The sequence below is a fragment of the Pedococcus cremeus genome (assembly GCF_900111375.1).
GTDB classification, from domain to species: domain Bacteria; phylum Actinomycetota; class Actinomycetes; order Actinomycetales; family Dermatophilaceae; genus Pedococcus_A; species Pedococcus_A cremeus.
Map to the genome: position 1 here is coordinate 132,344 of NZ_FOHB01000010.1, position 19,453 is coordinate 151,796.

The following is a 19,453-nucleotide window of genomic DNA, read 5'->3' on the forward strand; positions in this document are numbered from 1 at the left end:
TATGCCGCGTGGTCGCGTCGTGCTCGTCGGCCGGCTCAGTACGCGAACGCCAGCTCGGCGTCCTCGTCCTTCTCGCTGGGGGTCACCGGCTCCTCGTGCGGCGGGGCACCGGCTCGCATGTAGTGGAGGAAGAGCTTGACCTCCACCACGGCGAGGGCGCCGTAGAGCAGCGTGTAGACCACCATCGAGGTGATGACCTCGCCGGCCGACACCGACGGCGAGACGCCGGTGTGGGTGGCCATGAGGCCGAAGACGATCCACGGCTGGCGGCCGATCTCGGTGAAGATCCAGCCGAAGCTGTTGCCGAACACCGGGAGCAGGGGTGTGGCGACGGCGAGCCAGGTCCACCAGCGGGCGGTCGGCACCTGGTCGCGGCGGGTCGCCCACAGCACGGCGGCCGCGGCGGCCATCGCGGCGAAGCCGACGCCCATCATGAGGCGGAACGACCAGTAGGACAGCGGGATGTTGGGCACGTAGGTCGTGCTCTGGGTCAGCGGGTTGTCGGCGTACTTCTGGGCGTACTCCGCCTTGAGGTTGTTGATGCCCTGGACCTTGCCGTCGAAGCTGCCGGTGGCGAGGAAGGAGAGCAGGCCCGGAACGGTGACCGAGAACTTCTCCTGCGAGCCGTCGAGCGAGCCGACGGTGAAGAGGGAGAACGGCGCGTTGCTGTCCGACGACTCGTAGAGCGCCTCGGCCGCCGCCATCTTCATCGGCTGGACCTCGGTCATGATCTTGCCCTGCAGGTCACCGGTCACGGCGACCGCGAGGCCGGCGACCAGCGTGACGACGGCGCCGAGGCGGGTGGCCTTGCGGTACATGCCGAGGTCGGAGCGCGCGGCCGGCTCGGTCGCCTTGTTGACCCGGCGCATGTGCCACAGGCCGACGCCCATGACCATGGCGCCGCCGACCATGTAGGCGGCGAACACGACGTGCGGGAAGGTGACCAGCTGCACCTTGTTGGTCAGCACCGCGGCGAAGTCGGTCAGCTCGGCCCGGCCGCTCTGCGGGTTGTAGCGGTAGCCGACCGGGTTCTGCATGAACGAGTTCGCGGCCAGGATGAAGTAGGCCGACAGCAGCGTGCCGATGTGCACGGCCCACATGCACCCCGCGTGCAGCTTCTCGGGGATCCGGCCCCACCCGAAGATCCACAGGCCGAGGAACGTCGACTCGAGGAAGAACGCGAGCAGGGCCTCGATCGCCAGCGGGGCACCGAAGATGTCGCCGACGAAGCGGCTGTAGTCGGACCAGTTCATGCCGAACTGGAACTCCTGGACGATGCCGGTCACCAGGCCGAGCGCGAAGTTGATCGTGAAGAGCTTGCCGTAGAACTTGGCGAGCCGGAGCATCTCCGGGTTGCGCTTCCTGACCCACGCCGTGTGGAAGACCGCGACGAGGGCCGAGAGCCCGATCGTGATCGGCACGAACAGGAAGTGGTACACGGTCGTGATGGCGAACTGCCACCTCGCGAGGTCGAGCGCGTCCATGGGAGGGAGCTCCTGGGGGAGACGGATGAACTACTACAGGGCGTAGTGGATACTACGATATGTAGTAGTTCGGCCGCACGGGCCATTGGTCCCGAGCGGGGAGGGCCACGGTCACCTCTTGGCGTGCCGCGCGCGTGCTGAGGGCCACTGCCAGACTGCGGACATGGCCGACCTCTCACCCCAGACCTCACCCGAGACCCCCCTCGAGACCACCGCCGCCACCCTCGACGTCCCGACCGCCGACGGCGCCGCCGATGCCCTCTTCGTCACCCCGGCGACGGGTGGCCCGCACCCCGGCGTGGTCATGTTCATGGACGCCTTCGGCCTGCGGCCGCGGCTGGAGGAGATGGCCTCCCGGCTGGCCGGGCAGGGGTATGCCGTGCTGGTGCCGAACGTGTTCTGGCGCAGCGGCCGCGCGCCCGTGGTCGAGCTGCCCGACCTGAGCGACCCGCTGGCCCGCGGCACCGTCTTCGAGCGGCTCGGACCGGTCATGAAGGCCCTGACCCCCGAGCTGGCGACGCGCGACGCCGACGCCTGGCTCGACTTCCTGGCCAGGGATGAGCGCGTCGCCGACGGACCGGTCGGCGCGCTGGGCTACTGCATGGGTGGCGCGCTCGCGATCCGCCTGGCGGCCCACGCGCCGGAGCGGGTGGCCGCGGTCGCGACCTTCCACGCCGGCCGCCTGGTCACCGACGCCCCGGACAGCCCCCACCGGCTGTTCGGCCGCCTGGGCTGCGAGGTCTACGTCGCGCACGCCGACCACGACCACTCGATGTCGCCGGAGCACCAGCAGGTCGTCGGCGAGGCGCTGGCGTCAGCCGGGGTCGAGCACCGCACCGAGCTCTACGAGGGCGCGGCGCACGGGTTCACGATGGCCGACACCGCGGCATACGACGACGCCGCCACCGAGCGGCACTGGGAGGCGCTGCTCGACCTGTTCGCGCGCCGCCTGCCCCAGCCGGCGCGTCAGTCCGGGTAACCGAGGGGGTTGCCGCGCTGCCAGTTCCACTGGTCGGCGCACATGTCGTCGATGGTCCTCTCCGCGCGCCAGCCGAGCTCGGCCTCGGCGCGGGAGGGGTCGGCGTACGACGCGGCGATGTCACCGGGCCGGCGGCCGACGACCTCGTAGGGCAGCTCGTGGCCGCAGGCCCGCTCGAAGGCGTGCAGCACCTCGAGCACGCTGCTCGGCCGGCCGGTGCCGAGGTTCCACGTCGAGACGGGCTCGTCGGTCGTCCCCAGCTTCGTGAGGGCCGCCAGGTGCCCGGCGGCGAGGTCCTCGACGTGGATGTAGTCGCGCTGGGCCGTGCCGTCGGGGGTGTCGTAGTCGTCACCGAACACCTTGAGCTTCTCGAGCTTGCCCACGGCGACCTGGGCGATGAACGGCATGAGGTTGTTGGGGATGCCCTGCGGGTCCTCGCCGATGGTGCCCGACGGGTGGGCGCCGACGGGGTTGAAGTAGCGCAGCAGCGCGATGCGCCAGCGCTCGTCGGTGACGGCCACGTCGCGCAGCACCTGCTCGATCATGACCTTCGTCCAGCCGTAGGGGTTCGTCGCCGAGGTCGGCAGGTCCTCGTGCATCGGCACCGGTGCGTTCTCGCCGTAGACGGTGGCGGAGGAGGAGAACACCAGCTTGAAGCAGCCGTGGTTGCGCATGGCGCGCACCAGCGCGAACGTCGAGTCGAGGTTGTTCTGGTAGTACTCCAGGGGAGCCGCGACGCTCTCGCCCACGGCCTTGAGGCCGGCGAAGTGGATGACGGCGTCGAAGTGCCCCTCGGCGAACAGCGACTCGGTCTTGTCGCGGTCGGTCAGGTCGAAGGCGTGGACCTCGAGCGGGCGGCCGATGAGCGCCTCGAGCCGCGGGACCACGGCCGCCTTGGAGTTGGCGAAGCTGTCGACGACCACGACGTCGTGGCCGGTGGCCGCGAGCTGGACGACGGTGTGGGAGCCGATGTAGCCGGCGCCGCCGGTGACGAGAACGCGCATGCGCACAAAGTATGCCGTGCCGCCGGCGCCCGGTTGCAGCTCGTGCTAGGCGCGCAGGGTGCGGGAACGGCCCCGGAACTCCGCGATGACCGCCCCGTCGTCCTCCCGGGTCACGGTCACGTCGGTGATCCCACTGCGGCCGTATGCCGTGCGCACCCGCGCCTCGGCCACGAGGACGTCGCCGCGCCGCGCCGCCGCGACGAAGGTGATGTCGGCGCCGGCCGCCACCGTGGTCTCACCCCGGCTGTTGCAGGCCAGCGCGAAGGCGGAGTCGGCCAGGGTGAAGATGTAGCCGCCGTGGGCGATGTCGTGCCCGTTGACCATCGCGTCCGTGATCGTCATGCGCACCTCGGCGTGGTCGGTCTCGATGACGAGCGCGTCCATGCCGAGGGCCCGTGAGGCCGCGTCGTCCTGCCACATGCGCTCCACGTGGGTCAGCTCGGCCATCACGCCTCCTCTCCCGACAGGGCGGAACTGGGCCGGTAGCGCCCGCCCGGGAACGCGCGGTCGAGGGCGGCGAGCTGGTCGGCCACCACGGCATACCCGATCTCGCGTCCCCACGCGATCGGACCCTTGGGGTAGTTGGTGCCCAGCGTCATGGCGGTGTCGACGTCGTCGGCGCCGGCCTCGCCGCGGTGGACGAGGTCGACGGCCTCGTTGACCAGCATGGCGAGGGTGCGCGCGACCGGGTCGGTCTCCACGGGGCCGCCGAGCAGCTCCGCGAGCCTGGCCTGGTCGGGTTCGGCGTCGAGAGGGGCGCCTGAGGGGTCGTAGCGGTAGACGCCCTGACCCGACTTGCGGCCGAGGTGGCCTGCCGCGACGAGCTCCTGCTGCATCGCGGTGGGGGCGTAACGCGGGTCGCGGCCCGTCTGCTCCCACACGCTGGTGCCGACCGCGAGGTTGACGTCCTGCCCGATGAGGTCGGTGAGCTCGAGCGGGCCCATGCGGAAGCCGGCCGACCGCAGCGCCGCGTCGAGGGTGGCCGCGTCGGCGACGCCGTCCATGAGCATGCGCTGGGCCTCGCCGTAGAACGGGCGGGCGACGCGGTTGACGATGAAGCCCGGTGTGGAGGCGCAGACCACGGGCGTCTTGCCCCAGGTTCGCACGAGGCCGGCCGCTGCCTCGATGACCTCGGGTGACGAGGATCGGCCGCGCACGACCTCGACGAGGCGCATGACCGGTGGCGGGTTGAAGAAGTGCAGGCCGATGACCCGACCCGGCTCCGGGAGCCCCTCGGCGATGGCTCCGACGTCGAGGCTCGAGGTGTTGGTGGCGAGCACGGTCTCGCGGGACTGGCGCTCGGCGAGCTCGTTGAAGAGGGCGCGCTTGGTGTCGAGGTCCTCCCGCACCGCCTCGATGACGAGCGCACTCGCCGGCAGCTGGGAGATGGCGTCGACGGGCGTGATGCGCTCGACGGTCGCCTCGAGCTGGGCCGAGCTGATCCGGCCCTTGGCCTCCTGGCGCTGCAGGCTCCCGATGATGCCGGCCACGGCCTTCTCCACGACGCCGCTGACGGCGTCGACGAGGGCGACGGGGTGGCCGGCGGAGGCGGCGACCTGGGCGATCCCCGCACCCATGGCGCCGGCGCCGACCACGGACACGGGTGCTCCCTCGGACAGCGTCGTCATGGCGCCCATCGTCGCACGACGTGTTACATCGGGGCGCCACTGCGGCCGTCACGCTGTCACATCGGCGCGACTACGATGGGCGGCATGACGACGGCAACGACGCCCGACACCCACCCGCTCGTCGAGAAGCACGCTGCCGACCTCGACGCCGCCGCCGCGGCGCTGGCCGCCCGCTCGTACTTCTCCCGCTACCCGGAGTCGCCGTCCCCCCGTGTGTACGGCGAGGGTGCGGCCGAGCAGGGCAAGGCGGCCTACGAGGCGCACCTCGGCAAGCCCTTCGCGGCGCTGGCCGACCAGCCCACCGACGGCACCGCCGTGGGCGACGAGGTCTCGCCCTACGGGCCGGTCCTCGGCGTCACCTACCCGCACCTCGACGTCGACGCGGCGGTCGCCGCGGCCGAGGCGGCGATGCCCACGTGGCGCGACGCCGGAGCCCGGGTCCGTGCAGCGGTCTGCCTCGAGGTCGTCGACGCGATCAACAAGCGGTCCTTCGAGATGGCCAACGCGGTCATGCACACCAGTGGCCAGCCCTTCGTGATGTCCTTCCAGGCAGCGGGGCCGCACGCGCAGGACCGCGCCCTCGAGGCGATTGTCGCCGGGCTCGTCGAGCAGGAGCGGGTTCCAGCCTCCGTCGTCTGGGAGAAGCCGGGCAAGGACCGCCAGGGCAACCCCGCCCCGCTCCGGATGCAGAAGGACTACCGCGTCGTCCCCCGTGGGCTCGCGCTGGTCATCGGCTGCAACACGTTCCCGACGTGGAACAGCTACCCGGGCCTGTTCGCCTCGCTGGTGACCGGCAACCCCGTCATCGTGAAGCCGCACCCGCGAGCCGTGCTGCCGCTGGCGATCTCCGTCGACGCCGCCCGCACCGTGCTTCGCGAGGCCGGCTTCGACCCGGCCCTGGTGCAGCTCGCCGCCGAGGGCGACGGCGAGGGCCTGGCCAAGACACTGGCCGAGCGTGACGAGGTCACGATCATCGACTACACCGGCGGCCCCGGTTTCGGCGGCTGGCTCGAGGAGAACGGCGCCGCCCGCGGGCAGCTGGTCTACACGGAGAAGGCCGGCGTCAACACCGTCGTCGTCGACTCCACCGACAACCTGCGGGGTGTGCTCGGCAACCTCGCCTTCTCGCTGAGCCTGTACTCGGGCCAGATGTGCACCACCCCGCAGAACGTCTACGTCCCGCGTGACGGTGTCGACACCGACGAGGGCCACCTCTCGTTCGAGGAGTTCGGCCAGCGGCTCGGTGCCGCCATCGGCAAGCTGACCGGCGACGACGCCAAGGCCGTCGAGCTGCTCGGCGCGACCGTCAACGAGGGCGTGCGCACCAACGCCGCCAGCCTCGGCGACCTGGCACAGGAGGCCGGCGGCACGGTGGTGCTGGACTCGCGCGAGGTCAGCCACCCGGCATACCCGGACGCGGTGGTGCGCGCCCCCGGACTGGTCGCCATCGACGCGAGCCGCGAGGACGTCTACACCCGCGAGTGCTTCGGGCCGGTCACCTTCCTCATCGGCACCGCGTCGACGGAGCAGTCGCTGGCCCAGTTCCGCGACACCGTGCGCGAGCACGGTGCGATGACGGCCGCGGTGTACTCGACCTCCGAGGACGTGCTCGACGCCGCCCGCGAGGCAGCCGCCGACGCGGGCGTCGCGCTGTCGGAGAACCTCACCGGCCAGGTGTTCGTCAACCAGACCGCGGCGTTCTCCGACTACCACGGCACCGGCGCCAACCCGGCGGCCAACGCGGCGTACGTCGACGCCGCCTTCGTGGCCAACCGGTTCCGCGTGGTGACCGCCCGAAGGCACGTGTAGTCCCGGCATGTAGTCCCTCCCGGCCTGGCGCGGACCCCGTCCGGCGCGACACACCCCACCCGCGGCTCGTCGTCAGGGTGGGGTGAGTCGTTCTCTGGCACGATCTCGGCATGAGGTCCATCGCGATCAAGATCGCCGTCAACGGCGTCGCCCTGTGGGTGGCCGCCCTCGTCATCCCGGGCATCCACCTCGGTGAGAACGCCGACCAGCTGAGCACGCGGCTCATCACGATCCTGCTCGTGGCGATCCTGTTCGGCCTCATCAACGCCTTCGTGAAGCCGATCGCGACGTTCTTCTCGTTCCCGTTCATCCTCCTGACGCTCGGGCTGTTCACCCTCGTCGTGAACGCCCTCATGCTCGAGCTCACCTCGGGCCTGTCGCACGCGCTGGGCCTCGACTTCGACGTCGAGCACTTCTTCTGGGACTCCGTGGTCGGCGCTCTCGTCATCACTCTCGTCTCGATGGTCCTGAACCTGGTCCTGCCCGACGGCGACTGAGCACGCCGACCGCCCGCCCGGCCGGGCCGAGGGTTCCGACACGTGACTGCGCCACTGCTCCGCCTCGCGGAGCAGTGGCGCAGTCGTCTCTGGCGTGGGTGTCGGTGCCCGACGCCAGCATGGCGCCATGGGGGAACAGCAGTGGGACGAGCAGCAGTGGGATGAGAAGCAGTGGGACGACGTGGGTCTGGACATCGCTGGGTACGTGGCGCGTGTGCGCCGCATCGCCGACCTGAGCCAGCGCGAGCTCGCCCAGCGTCTCGGTGTGGGGCCGGCGACCGTGGGCAGGTGGGAGTCCGGCGGCTCGATGGCTGTCGATGTGCTGGAGCGGGTGCTCGGCCTGGCTGGGCTCCGGCTCCAGGTGGTGGACGAGAGTGGGCGGGTCGTGCCGCCCTTCGGGTCGGACGCGGTGCGGGACAACGCCGGCCGCCGGTTCCCGGCCCACCTCGACGTCGTCCCGCCGGACCGGTGGCCGCTGAACCGGGGCGCTGGCCCCCGTTACGACCGTGCCGATCCGCAAGGCTGGTACGCCCTGCGGTCGACGCGCGACGGGGCAGGAGCGACCGGAGCGCAGCGGCCGGTGGACCACCCGACGGTGGAACAGCTGGCCCAGCGCAGCGCCGCGCGAAGAGGCAGACGGGCACGGGTCCTCGAGCCACTGCCGGAGTGCGGCTGCCCGGACACCTGCTTCGAGCAGCCGGCCTGCGCGGCGGGGTGCCGCTGCCGGTGCGAGTCCCCGTGCAGCGGCCTCTCGGGAGGTCGGCCTCTAGAGTGACGCCATGAGCGAGCACAGCGACGTCCGCCTGCGCAGCGCCCTCACCCAGGTGCCTGCCTACGTCCCCGGCAAGCCGGCGGCGCCCCGCGAGGGCGTCATCGCCTACAAGGTGTCCTCCAACGAGAACCCCTACCCGCCGCTGCCGAGCGTGCTCGAGGTCGTCCGGGAGGCGGCCACCCAGATCAACCGCTACCCCGACATGGCGGTCACCGAGCTGAGCAACGCGCTTGCCGACCACCTCGGCGTGCCGGTCGAGCACATCGCCACCGGCACCGGGAGCGTCGGCGTGCTCGGGCAGATCATCCAGGCGACCTGCGACCCGGGTGACGAGGTCGTCTTCGCCTGGCGCTCGTTCGAGGCCTACCCCATCGTCACCGCGCTCGCCGGCGCCTCGGCCGTCAGGGTGGGGCTCGACGAGCACTGCCGCCACCGGCTCGACGCCATGCTCGCGGCCATCACCGAGCGCACCAAGGTCGTGCTCGTCTGCACGCCCAACAACCCCACCGGGCCGATCGTCCACCACGACGAGCTCGAGCGGTTCATCGACGCCGTGCCGAGCCGGGTGCTCGTGGTCATCGACGAGGCCTACCTCGAGTTCGTGCAGGACCCGGAGGCCCCCGACGCCCTGGCGCTCTACCGCGACCGCCCCAACGTCGTCGTGCTGCGCACCTTCTCCAAGGCCTACGGCCTGGCCGGCCTGCGGGTCGGGTATGCCGTGGCGCACGAGCCCATCGCCTCGGCCCTGCGCAAGACCGCCGTGCCCTTCGGCGTGAACTCGCTGGCCCAGGCGGCGGCCATCGCCTCCCTCGACGCCTTCGACGAGCTGAAGGAACGGGTCGACGCCATCGTCGCCGAGCGCAGCCGGGTGGTCGAGGCGCTGCGGACCCAGGGCTGGTTCATCCCCGACACCCAGGCCAACTTCGTGTGGTTCCCCCTCGGCGACCGCAGCACCGCCTTCACCCAGGCGGCCCAGGAGGCCGGCCTGACCCTGCGCCAGTACGGCGACGACGGCGTGCGAGCCACCATCGGCGAGCCCGAGGCCAACGACGTGCTCATCCGGGTCGCGGGCGCGTTCCTCGAGGCCACCGCCCCGACGACCCCGGCGGTCTGACCGGCAGGGGCTGCGCCGGCCTCGCCGTCGACCCGGCCCCGCTCTAGGGTGGCGGCCATGGTCGACACCTGGCTCCCGGCATACCAGCCCAACCCCGACCGCTACGGCCCGATGCCCTACCGCAAGGTGGGGCAGAGCGGCCTGCGGCTGCCCGCCATCTCCCTCGGGATGTGGCACAACTTCGGCGACGACAAGCCCTTCGACGTGCAGCGGGCCATTCTGCGCCGCGCGTTCGACATCGGCATCACGCACTTCGACCTCGCCAACAACTACGGCCCGCCCTACGGCAGCGCCGAGACCAACTTCGGTCGCCACTTCCAGGACGACTTCAGGCGCTACCGCGACGAGCTGGTCATCAGCTCCAAGGCGGGCTGGGACATGTGGCCGGGCCCGTACGGCGACGGTGGCTCCCGCAAGTACCTCGTCGCCAGCCTCGACCAGACCCTGAAGCGCACCGGCCTCGACTACGTCGACATCTTCTACAGCCACCGCCCCGACCCGGACACCCCGATCGAGGAGACGATGGGCGCGCTGGCGAGCATCGTCCACCAGGGCAAGGCGCTGTATGCCGGCATCTCCAGCTACGGCCCCGAGCTCACCGCCCGCGCGGCCGAGATCCTGACCGACCTGGGCGTCCCGCTGCTCATCCACCAGCCGAGCTACTCGATGCTGAACCGCTGGATCGAGGGCGGCCTGCTCGACACGCTAGGCGAGCGCGGCATCGGCTGCATCGCGTTCAGCCCCCTGGCGCAGGGCATGCTCACGAACAAGTACCTCGGTGGCATCCCCGAGGGCTCGCGCGCCAGCCAGGGCAAGTCGCTCTCGCCCGACCTGCTGACCGACGAGTCGCTCGAGCACGTCCGCCGGCTCAACGACCTCGCCCAGGAGCGCGGCCAGTCCCTCGCCCAGATGGCGCTCGCGTGGGCGCTGCGCGACGAGCGGGTCACCTCGGTGCTGATCGGCGCCTCCAGCGTCGAGCAGCTGGAGGACAGCGCGTCGGCGGTGTCGAACCTGCACTTCTCCGACGAGGAGCTCCAGCAGATCGACCAGCACGCCGTCGACGCCGGCATCGACCTCTGGCGCACCCAATCCGAGCTCTCCTGACCCGGGAAATCCCGGATTCTGAGATTCTCCGGGCTGCCGGTACATTCGGCGGTGCAAGGCCCATGTGAGCGCCGCCACACCTGAGGTGGCGTGGATCGACCCTTGCCGCAGTGTCCAGCAGCGGTGACCCCGCAGGGCCACCGCGGCCCGAGCCGAGGATCGCCGGGAACCCTCCGACGACCCGAGGGAACAGGAGTGCCTGTGAGCGACAACGCCGTCGCGAGTGCCAGCACCAGTGCCAGTGAGCACGATGCGTTGGCCGAGCTGACCGCGCCGGTCCCCGAAGTGGGAGACGGCGGCCCGGAGATGGTGCAGCTGCTGACCCCGGAGGGGCAGCGCGTCGAGAGCACCGAGTACGACCACTACGTCCAGGACCTGACCGACGACGACCTGCGCGGTTTCTACCGCGACCTGGTCCTCATCCGTCGCGTGGACGCCGAGGCCACCGCGCTCCAGCGCCAGGGCGAGCTGGGCATCTGGGCCAGCCTCCTGGGCCAGGAGGCCGCCCAGGTCGGCTCCGGCCGCGCGCTGCGCCCGCAGGACTACGCGTTCCCGACCTACCGCGAGCACGGCGTCGCCTGGTGTCGCGGGGTCAACCCGCTCAACCTGCTCGGCCTCTTCCGCGGGGTCAACCACGGTGGCTGGGACCCCAACGAGAAGAACTTCCACCTCTACACGATCGTCATCGGCGCCCAGACCCTGCACGCCACCGGCTACGCGATGGGCATCCAGCGCGACGGTGACGTCGGCACCGGCGACAAGGACCGCGACGCCGCCGTGATCGCCTACTTCGGTGACGGCGCGTCCGCGCAGGGCGACGTCAACGAGGCGTTCGTCTACGCCGCGGTCAACAACGCCCCGGTCGTGTTCTTCTGCCAGAACAACCAGTGGGCCATCTCCGAGCCCAACGAGCGCCAGACCCGCATCCCGCTCTACCAGCGCGCCCGCGGCTTCGGCTTCCCCGGCGTCCGGGTCGACGGCAACGACGTGCTCGCCGTGTATGCCGTGACCCAGCAGGCGCTCAACGCCGCCCGCAGCGGCAACGGCCCGACCTTCATCGAGGCCTACACCTATCGGATGGGCGCCCACACCACCTCGGACGACCCGACCAAGTACCGCGTCTCCGCCGAGGTCGAGGTGTGGAAGCACCGTGACCCGATCGAGCGCCTGAAGTCCTACCTGGTGCACCAGAAGAAGGCCGACCAGGACTTCTTCGACGCCCTCGACAAGGAGGCCGACGAGCTGGCCGCCACGGTCCGCGAGGGCTGCCTGTCGATGCCCGACCCGACCGGCGAGTCGATGTTCGACCACGTCTACGTCGAGCCGCACCCGCTCGTGGAGCAGGAGCGCCGCGAGTTCGTCGACTACCACGCCGGCTTCGCGACGGAGGGCGAGCACTGATGAGCACCATGACGATCGCCAAGGGCATCAACAACGGCCTGCGGGTGGCCATGGAGAAGGACTCCCGCGTCGTCCTCATGGGTGAGGACATCGGCAAGCTCGGTGGCGTCTTCCGCGTCACCGACGGCCTGCAGAAGGACTTCGGCGAGGACCGCGTCATCGACACCCCGCTCGCGGAGGCCGGCATCGTCGGCACCGCGATCGGCATGGCGCTGCGCGGCTACCGCCCCGTCGTCGAGATCCAGTTCGACGGGTTCATCTACCCGGCGTTCGACCACATCGTCAGCCAGGTCGCCAAGATGCGGGCCCGCTCGCTGGGCAAGGTCAAGCTGCCGATGGTCATCCGCATCCCGGTTGGTGGCGGCATCGGCGCGGTCGAGCACCACAGCGAGTCCAACGAGGCCTACTTCGCGCACACCGCGGGCCTGAAGGTCGTCTGCTGCTCCAACGCCGAGGACGCCTACTGGATGATCCAGCAGGCCATCGAGACCGACGACCCGGTGCTCTTCTACGAGCCCAAGCGCCGCTACTGGGACAAGGCCGAGGTCGACGAGACCGCCGCTCCCCGTGAGCTGTTCAAGGCGCAGGTGTGCCGCGAGGGCACCGACGCGACGCTCGTCGCCTACGGCCCCATGGTCAAGACCTGCCTGCAGGCCGCAGAGGCGGCTGCGGGCGAGGGCAAGAACCTCGAGGTCATCGACCTGCGCTCGCTGAGCCCGCTCGACATGGACGTGATCGCCGCGTCGGTGGAGAAGACCGGCCGCATGGTCGTCGTGCACGAGGCCTCGACCTTCCTCGGCCTCGGTGCCGAGGTCGCGGCGGAGGTCCAGCAGCGCTGCTTCTACCACCTCGAGGCGCCCGTGCTCCGGGTCGGCGGCTACAACCTGCCCTACCCGCCGAGCAAGCTCGAGGAGGAGTTCCTCCCAGACCTCGACCGGGTGCTCGACGCCGTCGACCGCTCGCTGGCCTACTGAGCCCGGCCCAGGAAGAGGACGCGAAAACTCATGTCCATCAAACAGTTCAACCTCCCCGACCCCGGTGAGGGCCTGACCGAGGCCGAGATCGTCACCTGGAAGGTCAAGGCCGGCGACACCGTCAAGGTCAACGACATCGTCGTCGAGATCGAGACCGCCAAGTCGCTCGTCGAGCTGCCGGTGCCCTTCGCCGGCACCGTGACCGAGCTGCTCGTGCCCGAGGGCGAGACGGTCGAGGTCGGCACCCCGATCATCGCCGTCGACACCGCTGGTGGCGCCGGCGAGGGTGCCCCGACCTCGGTGCAGCAGGCGCCGGCCGCCGGCGCGGTCGAGCCCGGCATCGAGGGCAGCCCCGCGCCCAAGATGGCGGCGGCAGCCGCAGCGGCCGAGGCCGAGGAGCAGATCGAGGAGGGCAAGATCGGCGGCACCACGTCGACCGGTCGCACCGCCGTCCTCGTCGGCTACGGCGTGAAGCAGACCGAGGCCAAGCGCCGCCCCCGCAAGCCGGGTGCCGGTGCCCCTGCCGGAGGTGAGGGTGGCGTGGCTGCCCGCTCGCAGTCGCCCTTCCCCGCCGAGCCCGCCGTGGCCGCGCCGGCGCCGGCTGCCCAGGCCGCCCCTGCCCAGCCCGCCCCTGCCCAGCCCGCTGCCTCCCAGGCCGCTGTTCCTGTCGTCGCCCGTGAGGGTGGCGCCCGGGCGCTGGCCAAGCCTCCGGTGCGCAAGTTCGCCAAGGACCTCGGGGTCGACCTCGCGCAGGTGCGGGGCTCCGGCGAGGGCGGCATCATCACCCGCGCCGACGTGGAGGCCCACGCGGCCGGCGGCCAGCAGCCGCAGGCCCCCGCCGCCGGTGAGCCGGCAGCGGTCGGCGAGGTCGCGGCATACCAGGCACCGGCCTTCGCCCCCTCGGGCGAGCGCGAGCAGCGGATCCCGATCAAGGGCGTGCGCAAGATGATGGCGCAGGCCATGGTCGGCTCCGCGTTCACGGCGCCGCACGTCACCGAGTGGATCACCGTCGACGCCACGGCGACGATGGAGCTCGTCGAGCGGCTGAGATCAGACCGCGAGTTCGCCGACGTCAAGGTCACGCCGCTGCTGGTGCTGGCCAAGGCGATGTGCGTGGCCCTGCGCCGCAACCCGGAGATCAACGCGACCTGGGACGACGCCGCCGGCGAGATCGTGGTCAAGAGCTACGTGAACCTCGGCATCGCCGCCGCCACCCCGCGCGGCCTGATCGTCCCGAACATCAAGGACGCCGACCAGATGTCGATGCGCCAGCTCGCCGAGGCCATCGGCGCGCTGACCGCCACCGCGCGTGAGGGCCGCACCCAGCCGGCCGACATGTCCGGCGGCACCATCACCATCACCAACGTCGGTGTCTTCGGCGTCGACCTCGGCACCCCGATCATCAACCCCGGCGAGTCGGCGATCATGGCGTTCGGCGCCATCCGCCGCGAGCCGTGGGTGGTCACCGCGGCCGACGGCACCGAGTCGATCGAGCCGCGCTGGGTGACCCGCCTGGCGCTGAGCTTCGACCACCGGCTCATCGACGGCGAGCTCGGCAGCAAGTTCCTCGCCGACGTCGCGAAGGTCATGGAGGACCCGGCCCGCGGCCTCGTCTGGGGCTGAGCGCTCCTCTCCTCCTCACTGGGTCGAGGTAAGAACGCCGGGGATCACCGGCGTTCTTACCTCGACCCGCTTCTTTGAGACGGGGTTGCGGTACCTCGCGGTAGGGCAGAACGTGACCCCATGTCCGATTCGCCCCCTTCGTCCCTCGACTGGACGACCCGCCTCGTCGAGCTCGACACCACCAGCCGCGACACCAACCTCCCGCTCATCGAGGTCGTCGAGGCCGAGCTGAAGCGGCTCGGCGTCGACTCGACCCGCCTGCCGAGTGCCGATGGCACCAAGGCGAACCTCGTCGCCACCCTCCCCGCGCACGACGGCGGCACCTCCGGGGGCGTGGTGCTCTCCGGCCACACCGACGTGGTGCCGGTTGACGGCCAGGAGTGGAGCTCGCCGCCGTTCACGCCGGAGGTGCGCGACGGCCGGCTCTACGGCCGCGGGACCGCCGACATGAAGTCCTTCATCGGCGTCGTGCTGGCGCTGCTGCCCCGGTATGCCGCGGCGCGGCTGAGCGAGCCGGTGCACCTCGCGCTCAGCTATGACGAGGAGGTCGGCTGCCTCGGCGCCGTCGACATCGCCGAGCACTTCAGGGCGCGAGCCGAGCAGGAGGGCGGGGCGCTGCCACGCGCTTGCATCGTCGGCGAGCCCACCAGCATGCGGGTCATCCCGGCGCACAAGTCGATCAACCTCATCAACCTCGTCTTCCACGGCAAGGCGGCCCACTCGTCGCTGACGCCGCAGGGCGTCAACGCGGTCGAGTACGCCGCGCGCGCCATCACCTTCATCCGCGGCATCGCCGACCAGCGCCGCGCCGAGGGCCCGTTCGACGAGGCCTACGTCGTGCCGCACACCACCGCGAGCGTCAACGTCGTGCAGGGCGGCATCGCCGGCAACACGGTGGCCGACCGGTGCCACGTGCAGTTCGAGTTCCGCACGGTCGGCGCCGACGATCCCCAGGAGATCCTCGGCCGCATCGAGGAGCACGTGCGCGGCCTGGAGCAGGAGATGCAGGCCGAGGACCCCAGCGCCCGGGTCGAGATGAAGCCCGTCGCGCTGGTCCCGGGGCTCGACACGCCTGCCGAATCACCGGCCATCGCGTTCGCGTCGGGACTCGGCGGCATCCCCTCGACCGACAAGGTCACCTACGGCACCGAGGCCGGGCTCTTCGACGCGGTCGGCATCCCGACCGTGGTCTGCGGCCCGGGCGACATCGCGCAGGCCCACTCACCCGACGAGTTCGTCGAGCTCGCGCAGGTCGAGGCCTGCGAGCAGTTCATGACCCAGCTGCTGGACCAGCTCACCACGCAGGACCCGACCACCGAGGAGACGCGATGAGCACCGACCGGACCCGCACCGTGGAGGCCCTGCCCTCCGCCGCACCGACCACCGAGGAGCAGCGCCGCGTCGCCACCCGTGCCGTCGTGGCCGCCTCGGTCGGCAACGCCCTCGAGTGGTTCGACATCATCGTCTACGCCTCGTTCGCGGTCGTCATCAGCAAGCTGTTCTTCCCCGAGACGAGCGGCGTCACCGCGCTGCTCTACACGTTCGGCGCGTTCGGCGTCTCCTACCTGATCCGGCCCCTCGGGGCGATGGTGCTCGGCTCCTACGGCGACCGCGCCGGTCGCAAGGCCGCCCTCACCCTGACCATCGCGATCATGACGGTCGGCACCGCGATCATGGGCCTGGCCCCGACGGCCGCGACCATCGGCACGGGCGCCGGCCTGCTCATCCTGCTCTCGCGGCTGCTCCAGGGCTTCTCCGCCGGCGGCGAGTTCGGCACGGCCACGGCGTTCCTCATCGAGCACGCCCCCGACCGCAAGGCGTTCTACGCCTCGTGGCAGGTGGCCACCCAGGGCGCGTCGATGTTCCTGGCGTCGCTGTTCGGCTTCGGCCTCAACAGCTGGCTGACCACCGAGCAGCTGGAGTCGTGGGGCTGGCGGGTGCCGTTCCTCTTCGGCATGCTCATCGGCCCGGTCGGGTTCTACATCCGCTCGCGGATGAGCGAGACCCCCGACTTCGTCGAGAGCGAGACCGTGAAGTCGCCGCTGTGGTCGACGATCGGCCACCACACCGGCCGTGTCGTCACCGGTGCGGCCTGCGTGGGCCTGGCCACCATCTCGGTCTACCTGATCCTCTACATGCCGACGTTCGCGGTGAAGAGCCTCGGCCTGCCGGCCTCGGCGGGCTACCTCGGTGGCATCATCAGCGGCCTCGTCACGCTCGTCGGGGTGCCCTACGTCGGGACGCTGGCCGACCGCGTGGGTCCGGTAGTCATCATGCGGGCGGCCACGGTCGCGGCCATCGTGCTGGCGTGGCCGATGTTCGCGCTGCTGGTCGCCAACCCCTCGATCTGGGGCCTGACGGTCGTCGAGGTGGTGCTCGGCATCATCATGGCGCTCTACTTCGGCCCGCTGCCGGCCCTGCTCTCCGAGCTGTTCCCGACCCAGATCCGCACCACCGGCCTGTCGGTCTCCTACAACCTCGGCGTGACGCTGTTCGGCGGCTTCGCTCCGCTGGTTCTGACCTGGCTCATCTCCCGCACCGGGTCGCTGATGTCGCCGAGCCTGTACTACATCGCGATCGCCCTGCTGTCGCTGGTGGGGCTGTTCGTGGCCCGCTCGAAGTACGTCATCCGCTGACGGCGAACAAAAGGCGAGGGGTATGCCGCGTGGTGACCACGCGGCATACCCCTCGCTTCTGTGTGGCGGGCCGTCAGTGCCCGGTCGCGGGCGGCGCCGCGGCAGCCGCCTCCACCTCGCTGCGGGCCTGCGCCTCGTCCTGACCCCGCTGGGCGTAGGACGAGCCGGACCGCAGCTCGACGTTGGGCAGGAACAGCATCACCACGAACCCGACGACCATGACCGCCGACCCCACGAGGAAGACGAGGTCCATCGAGTCCGAGAACCCCTGCAGGAACGGCTTGGCCAGCCGGGCGTCCAGGGTGTTGAGGAACGAGCTGTCCTTCAGCACCCCACCGGTGGCGCCGGACCCGCCGCCGGCCTTCTGGGCCTGCAGCTGCTTGGCGAACTCCGCGTTCTTGGGGTCGCGCAGCGCCTCCTGGAAGGCAGGCGTGGGAGCGATCTTCTGCAGTGCAGCAGCGATCTTGTCAGGCACAGTGGTGAACAGGATGGACAGGAACACCGCAGTGCCGAGCGTGCCGCCGATCTGACGGGTGAACGTCGCCGACGAGGTGGCGACACCGATCTGCTGCGGGGGCACGGCGTTCTGGACGGCGAGGGTCAGCGGCTGGAAGTTGAAGCCGAGTCCGATGCCGAAGAAGAACATCACGATCATCGTCTGCCACAGCGGGGTGTCCTCGTGGACGTAGTGGAAGACGAAGAGGGCGACGGCCAGCAGGCCCGAGCCGACGACGGGGAACGTCCGGTAGCGGCCGGTGCGGCTGATGATCTGGCCGGAGCTGATGGACCCGCTCATGATGCCGAGGGTCATCGGCAGCAGCAGCAGACCGGCCTCGGTGGGCGAGGCGCCCTTGACGATCTGCAGGTAGAGCGGGAGGCAGGCCAGTCCGCCGAACATGGCGATGCCGATGAGGACCGAGGCGCCGGAGGCCACCCCGACGGTGCGGATGCGGAAGAGCGCCAGCGGTAGCAGCGCCTCCTCGCCCATCGCCCGCTCGACGGCGAAGAAGGCGGCGGCACCGATGATGCCTATGCCGTAGCAGATCAGCGCCGAGGTCGATCCCCAACCCCACTGGCGACCCTGCTCGGCCACCAGCAGCAGCGGGACGAGGGAGACGCTGAGGGCGACCGCGCCCCACCAGTCGATGCGGTGGTCGAGCCGGGTGTGGTGCAGGTGCAGGGTCTTGGAGACGACGGCCAGGGCGGCGATGCCGATGGGCACGTTGACGAGGAAGACCCAGCGCCAGCCGTCGATGCCGAAGATCTGGTCCTGGCCGGCGAAGAACCCGCCGATGACCGGGCCCAGGACGCTGGAGGTGCCGAAGACGGCGAGGAAGTAGCCCTGGTACTTGGCGCGCTCCCGCGGCGGCACGATGTCGCCGATGATGGCGAGGGCGAGCGAGAAGAGGCCGCCCGCACCGATGCCCTGCACGGCGCGGTAGGCCGCGAGCTGGGGCATCGTCTGCGCGAGGGTGCACAGGACCGAGCCGACGACGAAGATGCTGATCGCGAAGATGAACAGCTTCTTGCGGCCGTAGATGTCGCCGAGCTTGCCGTAGAGCGGCGTGACGATGGTGGAGGTGATCAGGTACGCGGTCGTCGCCCAGGCCTGCTGGTCCAGGCCCTTGAGGTCGTCGGCGATGGTGCGGATCGCGGTCGCGACGATGGTCTGGTCGAGGGCGGCCAGGAACATCCCCATCATCAGGCCGATGAGGATCGTGACGATCTGCTTGTGGGTGAGCGGCCCTTCGGGGCGTACGGCGGCGGTTGCCATTCAGTTCTCCTGCGGGTCGGTGGAGGTGTGGGGGGCGCCCGGCGGGGCCGGGGTGCGGGTCAGCGCGCGCGCCCGGGAGGCCTCGAGGGCGTCGCCGAACCGGTCGAGGTATGCCGTGAACTCGGCGGCCTCCTCGGAGGTCCAGTCCGCGAGCAGCGACTGGAACCACTGCGAGCGCTGGCCCTTGACGGCCTCGAGGAGGGCCTGGCCCTCAGCGGTGAGGGTGATGAGCTGGACGCGGCCGTCGTCCGGGTCGGTGACCTTGGTGGCCACGCCCTGGTTGACCAGGTTGCTGGCCTGGCGGCTGACGGTGGAGACGTCGGAGTGGGTGCAGTCGGCCAGCTCGGAGACCCGCTTGGGGCCCGAGGCGATGGTGAACAGCACCGGGTAGGCGCTGGCGTCCACCTCGGGGTGCGGGGTGGGGGCGTGGTGCCGCATCCCCTTGATCAGCTTGATGACGCGCACCAGCGTGGTGCTCAAGGTGGAGGCGGCCTCGAGAGTGATGGGCACAGGGGTCCCTTCGAGACGGAACGTTTGTTTGCGGCATACAAGTATCACTCAATGCTTGCGCATTGCAAATAGTTCTTCGCGGCCAGTGAACCCGCGGATGGGTGACTGCGAGAAAACGGCGAGAAAGAAGACCCGCCGAGCGCT

General features: G+C 70.7%; 17 protein-coding genes. 11 read left to right on the top strand and 6 right to left on the bottom strand.

All coding sequences use genetic code 11. The annotated features are described in order from the left end of the window. Positions 1-35: 35 nt before the first annotated feature. Positions 36-1,484, bottom strand: coding sequence for a cytochrome ubiquinol oxidase subunit I (locus tag BMW78_RS18000; protein ID WP_091762540.1), 1,449 nt, complete (start codon positions 1,482-1,484; stop codon positions 36-38). Positions 1,485-1,647: 163 nt separating this feature from the next. Between BMW78_RS18000 and BMW78_RS18005 the strand changes: the two genes are divergently transcribed. Continuing rightward, complete coding sequence (locus tag BMW78_RS18005; RefSeq protein ID WP_091762542.1) at positions 1,648-2,463, top strand: dienelactone hydrolase family protein; 816 nt, start codon at positions 1,648-1,650, stop codon at positions 2,461-2,463. Here the strand turns inward: BMW78_RS18005 and galE are convergent. Genes galE through BMW78_RS18020 form a run of 3 tightly spaced genes read right to left on the bottom strand, consistent with a single transcriptional unit; the run spans position 2,451 to position 5,095 of the window. Continuing rightward, entirely contained in the window at positions 2,451-3,467 is a 1,017-nt protein-coding gene (gene galE, locus BMW78_RS18010; protein WP_091762621.1) for a UDP-glucose 4-epimerase GalE, read from the bottom strand. The two genes, BMW78_RS18005 and galE, sit on opposite strands and share 13 nt — an antisense overlap. 45 nt (positions 3,468-3,512) lie before the next feature. Further along, complete coding sequence (paaI, locus tag BMW78_RS18015) at positions 3,513-3,914, bottom strand: hydroxyphenylacetyl-CoA thioesterase PaaI (RefSeq protein ID WP_091762544.1); 402 nt, start codon at positions 3,912-3,914, stop codon at positions 3,513-3,515. Beyond that, a complete protein-coding gene (locus BMW78_RS18020; protein ID WP_245735959.1) occupies positions 3,914-5,095 on the bottom strand; it encodes a 3-hydroxyacyl-CoA dehydrogenase NAD-binding domain-containing protein in 1,182 nt (393 codons plus the stop codon). Before BMW78_RS18020 ends, paaI begins: the two co-directional genes overlap by 1 nt. Before the next feature lie 84 nt (positions 5,096-5,179). On the opposite strand from BMW78_RS18020, the gene paaN reads away from it, so the two are divergent. From paaN to BMW78_RS18070, 10 genes are all read left to right on the top strand, one after another. Further along, complete coding sequence (gene paaN, locus BMW78_RS18025) at positions 5,180-6,904, top strand: phenylacetic acid degradation protein PaaN (RefSeq protein WP_091762623.1); 1,725 nt, start codon at positions 5,180-5,182, stop codon at positions 6,902-6,904. Positions 6,905-7,014: 110 nt separating this feature from the next. Further along, positions 7,015-7,401 carry a phage holin family protein gene (locus BMW78_RS18030; RefSeq protein WP_091762548.1) on the top strand — a complete coding sequence of 129 codons (387 nt, stop codon included), beginning with the start codon at positions 7,015-7,017 and terminating at the stop codon, positions 7,399-7,401. Between the two features lie 127 nt (positions 7,402-7,528). Continuing rightward, positions 7,529-8,176: a helix-turn-helix domain-containing protein gene (locus BMW78_RS18035; protein ID WP_091762550.1), complete on the top strand. Its 648-nt coding sequence runs from the start codon at positions 7,529-7,531 to the stop codon at positions 8,174-8,176. 4 nt (positions 8,177-8,180) lie between these two features. Next, the gene (gene hisC / locus BMW78_RS18040) at positions 8,181-9,287 is read left to right on the top strand and encodes a histidinol-phosphate transaminase (RefSeq protein ID WP_091762552.1); all 1,107 of its coding nucleotides are present in this window, start codon (positions 8,181-8,183) and stop codon (positions 9,285-9,287) included. 57 nt (positions 9,288-9,344) lie between these two features. Beyond that, entirely contained in the window at positions 9,345-10,391 is a 1,047-nt protein-coding gene (mgrA, locus tag BMW78_RS18045; RefSeq protein ID WP_091762554.1) for an L-glyceraldehyde 3-phosphate reductase, read from the top strand. 201 nt (positions 10,392-10,592) lie between these two features. Then, positions 10,593-11,792, top strand: a complete 1,200-nt coding sequence (gene pdhA, locus BMW78_RS18050) for a pyruvate dehydrogenase (acetyl-transferring) E1 component subunit alpha (protein ID WP_425439068.1) — start codon at positions 10,593-10,595, stop codon at positions 11,790-11,792. After that, positions 11,792-12,766 carry an alpha-ketoacid dehydrogenase subunit beta gene (locus tag BMW78_RS18055; RefSeq protein ID WP_218144414.1) on the top strand — a complete coding sequence of 325 codons (975 nt, stop codon included), beginning with the start codon at positions 11,792-11,794 and terminating at the stop codon, positions 12,764-12,766. Before pdhA ends, BMW78_RS18055 begins: the two co-directional genes overlap by 1 nt. A 30-nt stretch (positions 12,767-12,796) precedes the next feature. Next, on the top strand, positions 12,797-14,389 hold the full coding sequence (locus tag BMW78_RS18060; protein ID WP_091762556.1) for a dihydrolipoamide acetyltransferase family protein: 1,593 nt from the start codon (positions 12,797-12,799) through the stop codon (positions 14,387-14,389). 120 nt (positions 14,390-14,509) lie between these two features. Beyond that, positions 14,510-15,721: an acetylornithine deacetylase gene (argE, locus tag BMW78_RS18065; RefSeq protein WP_091762558.1), complete on the top strand. Its 1,212-nt coding sequence runs from the start codon at positions 14,510-14,512 to the stop codon at positions 15,719-15,721. Beyond that, positions 15,718-17,025: an MFS transporter gene (locus BMW78_RS18070; protein WP_091762560.1), complete on the top strand. Its 1,308-nt coding sequence runs from the start codon at positions 15,718-15,720 to the stop codon at positions 17,023-17,025. The genes argE and BMW78_RS18070 overlap by 4 nt, the downstream gene beginning before the upstream one ends. Before the next feature lie 73 nt (positions 17,026-17,098). On the opposite strand, the gene BMW78_RS18075 is transcribed toward BMW78_RS18070, so the two are convergent. Further along, on the bottom strand, positions 17,099-18,799 hold the full coding sequence (locus tag BMW78_RS18075; RefSeq protein ID WP_091762562.1) for an MDR family MFS transporter: 1,701 nt from the start codon (positions 18,797-18,799) through the stop codon (positions 17,099-17,101). Continuing rightward, complete coding sequence (locus BMW78_RS18080; protein WP_091762564.1) at positions 18,800-19,309, bottom strand: MarR family winged helix-turn-helix transcriptional regulator; 510 nt, start codon at positions 19,307-19,309, stop codon at positions 18,800-18,802. Positions 19,310-19,453 lie beyond the last annotated feature (144 nt).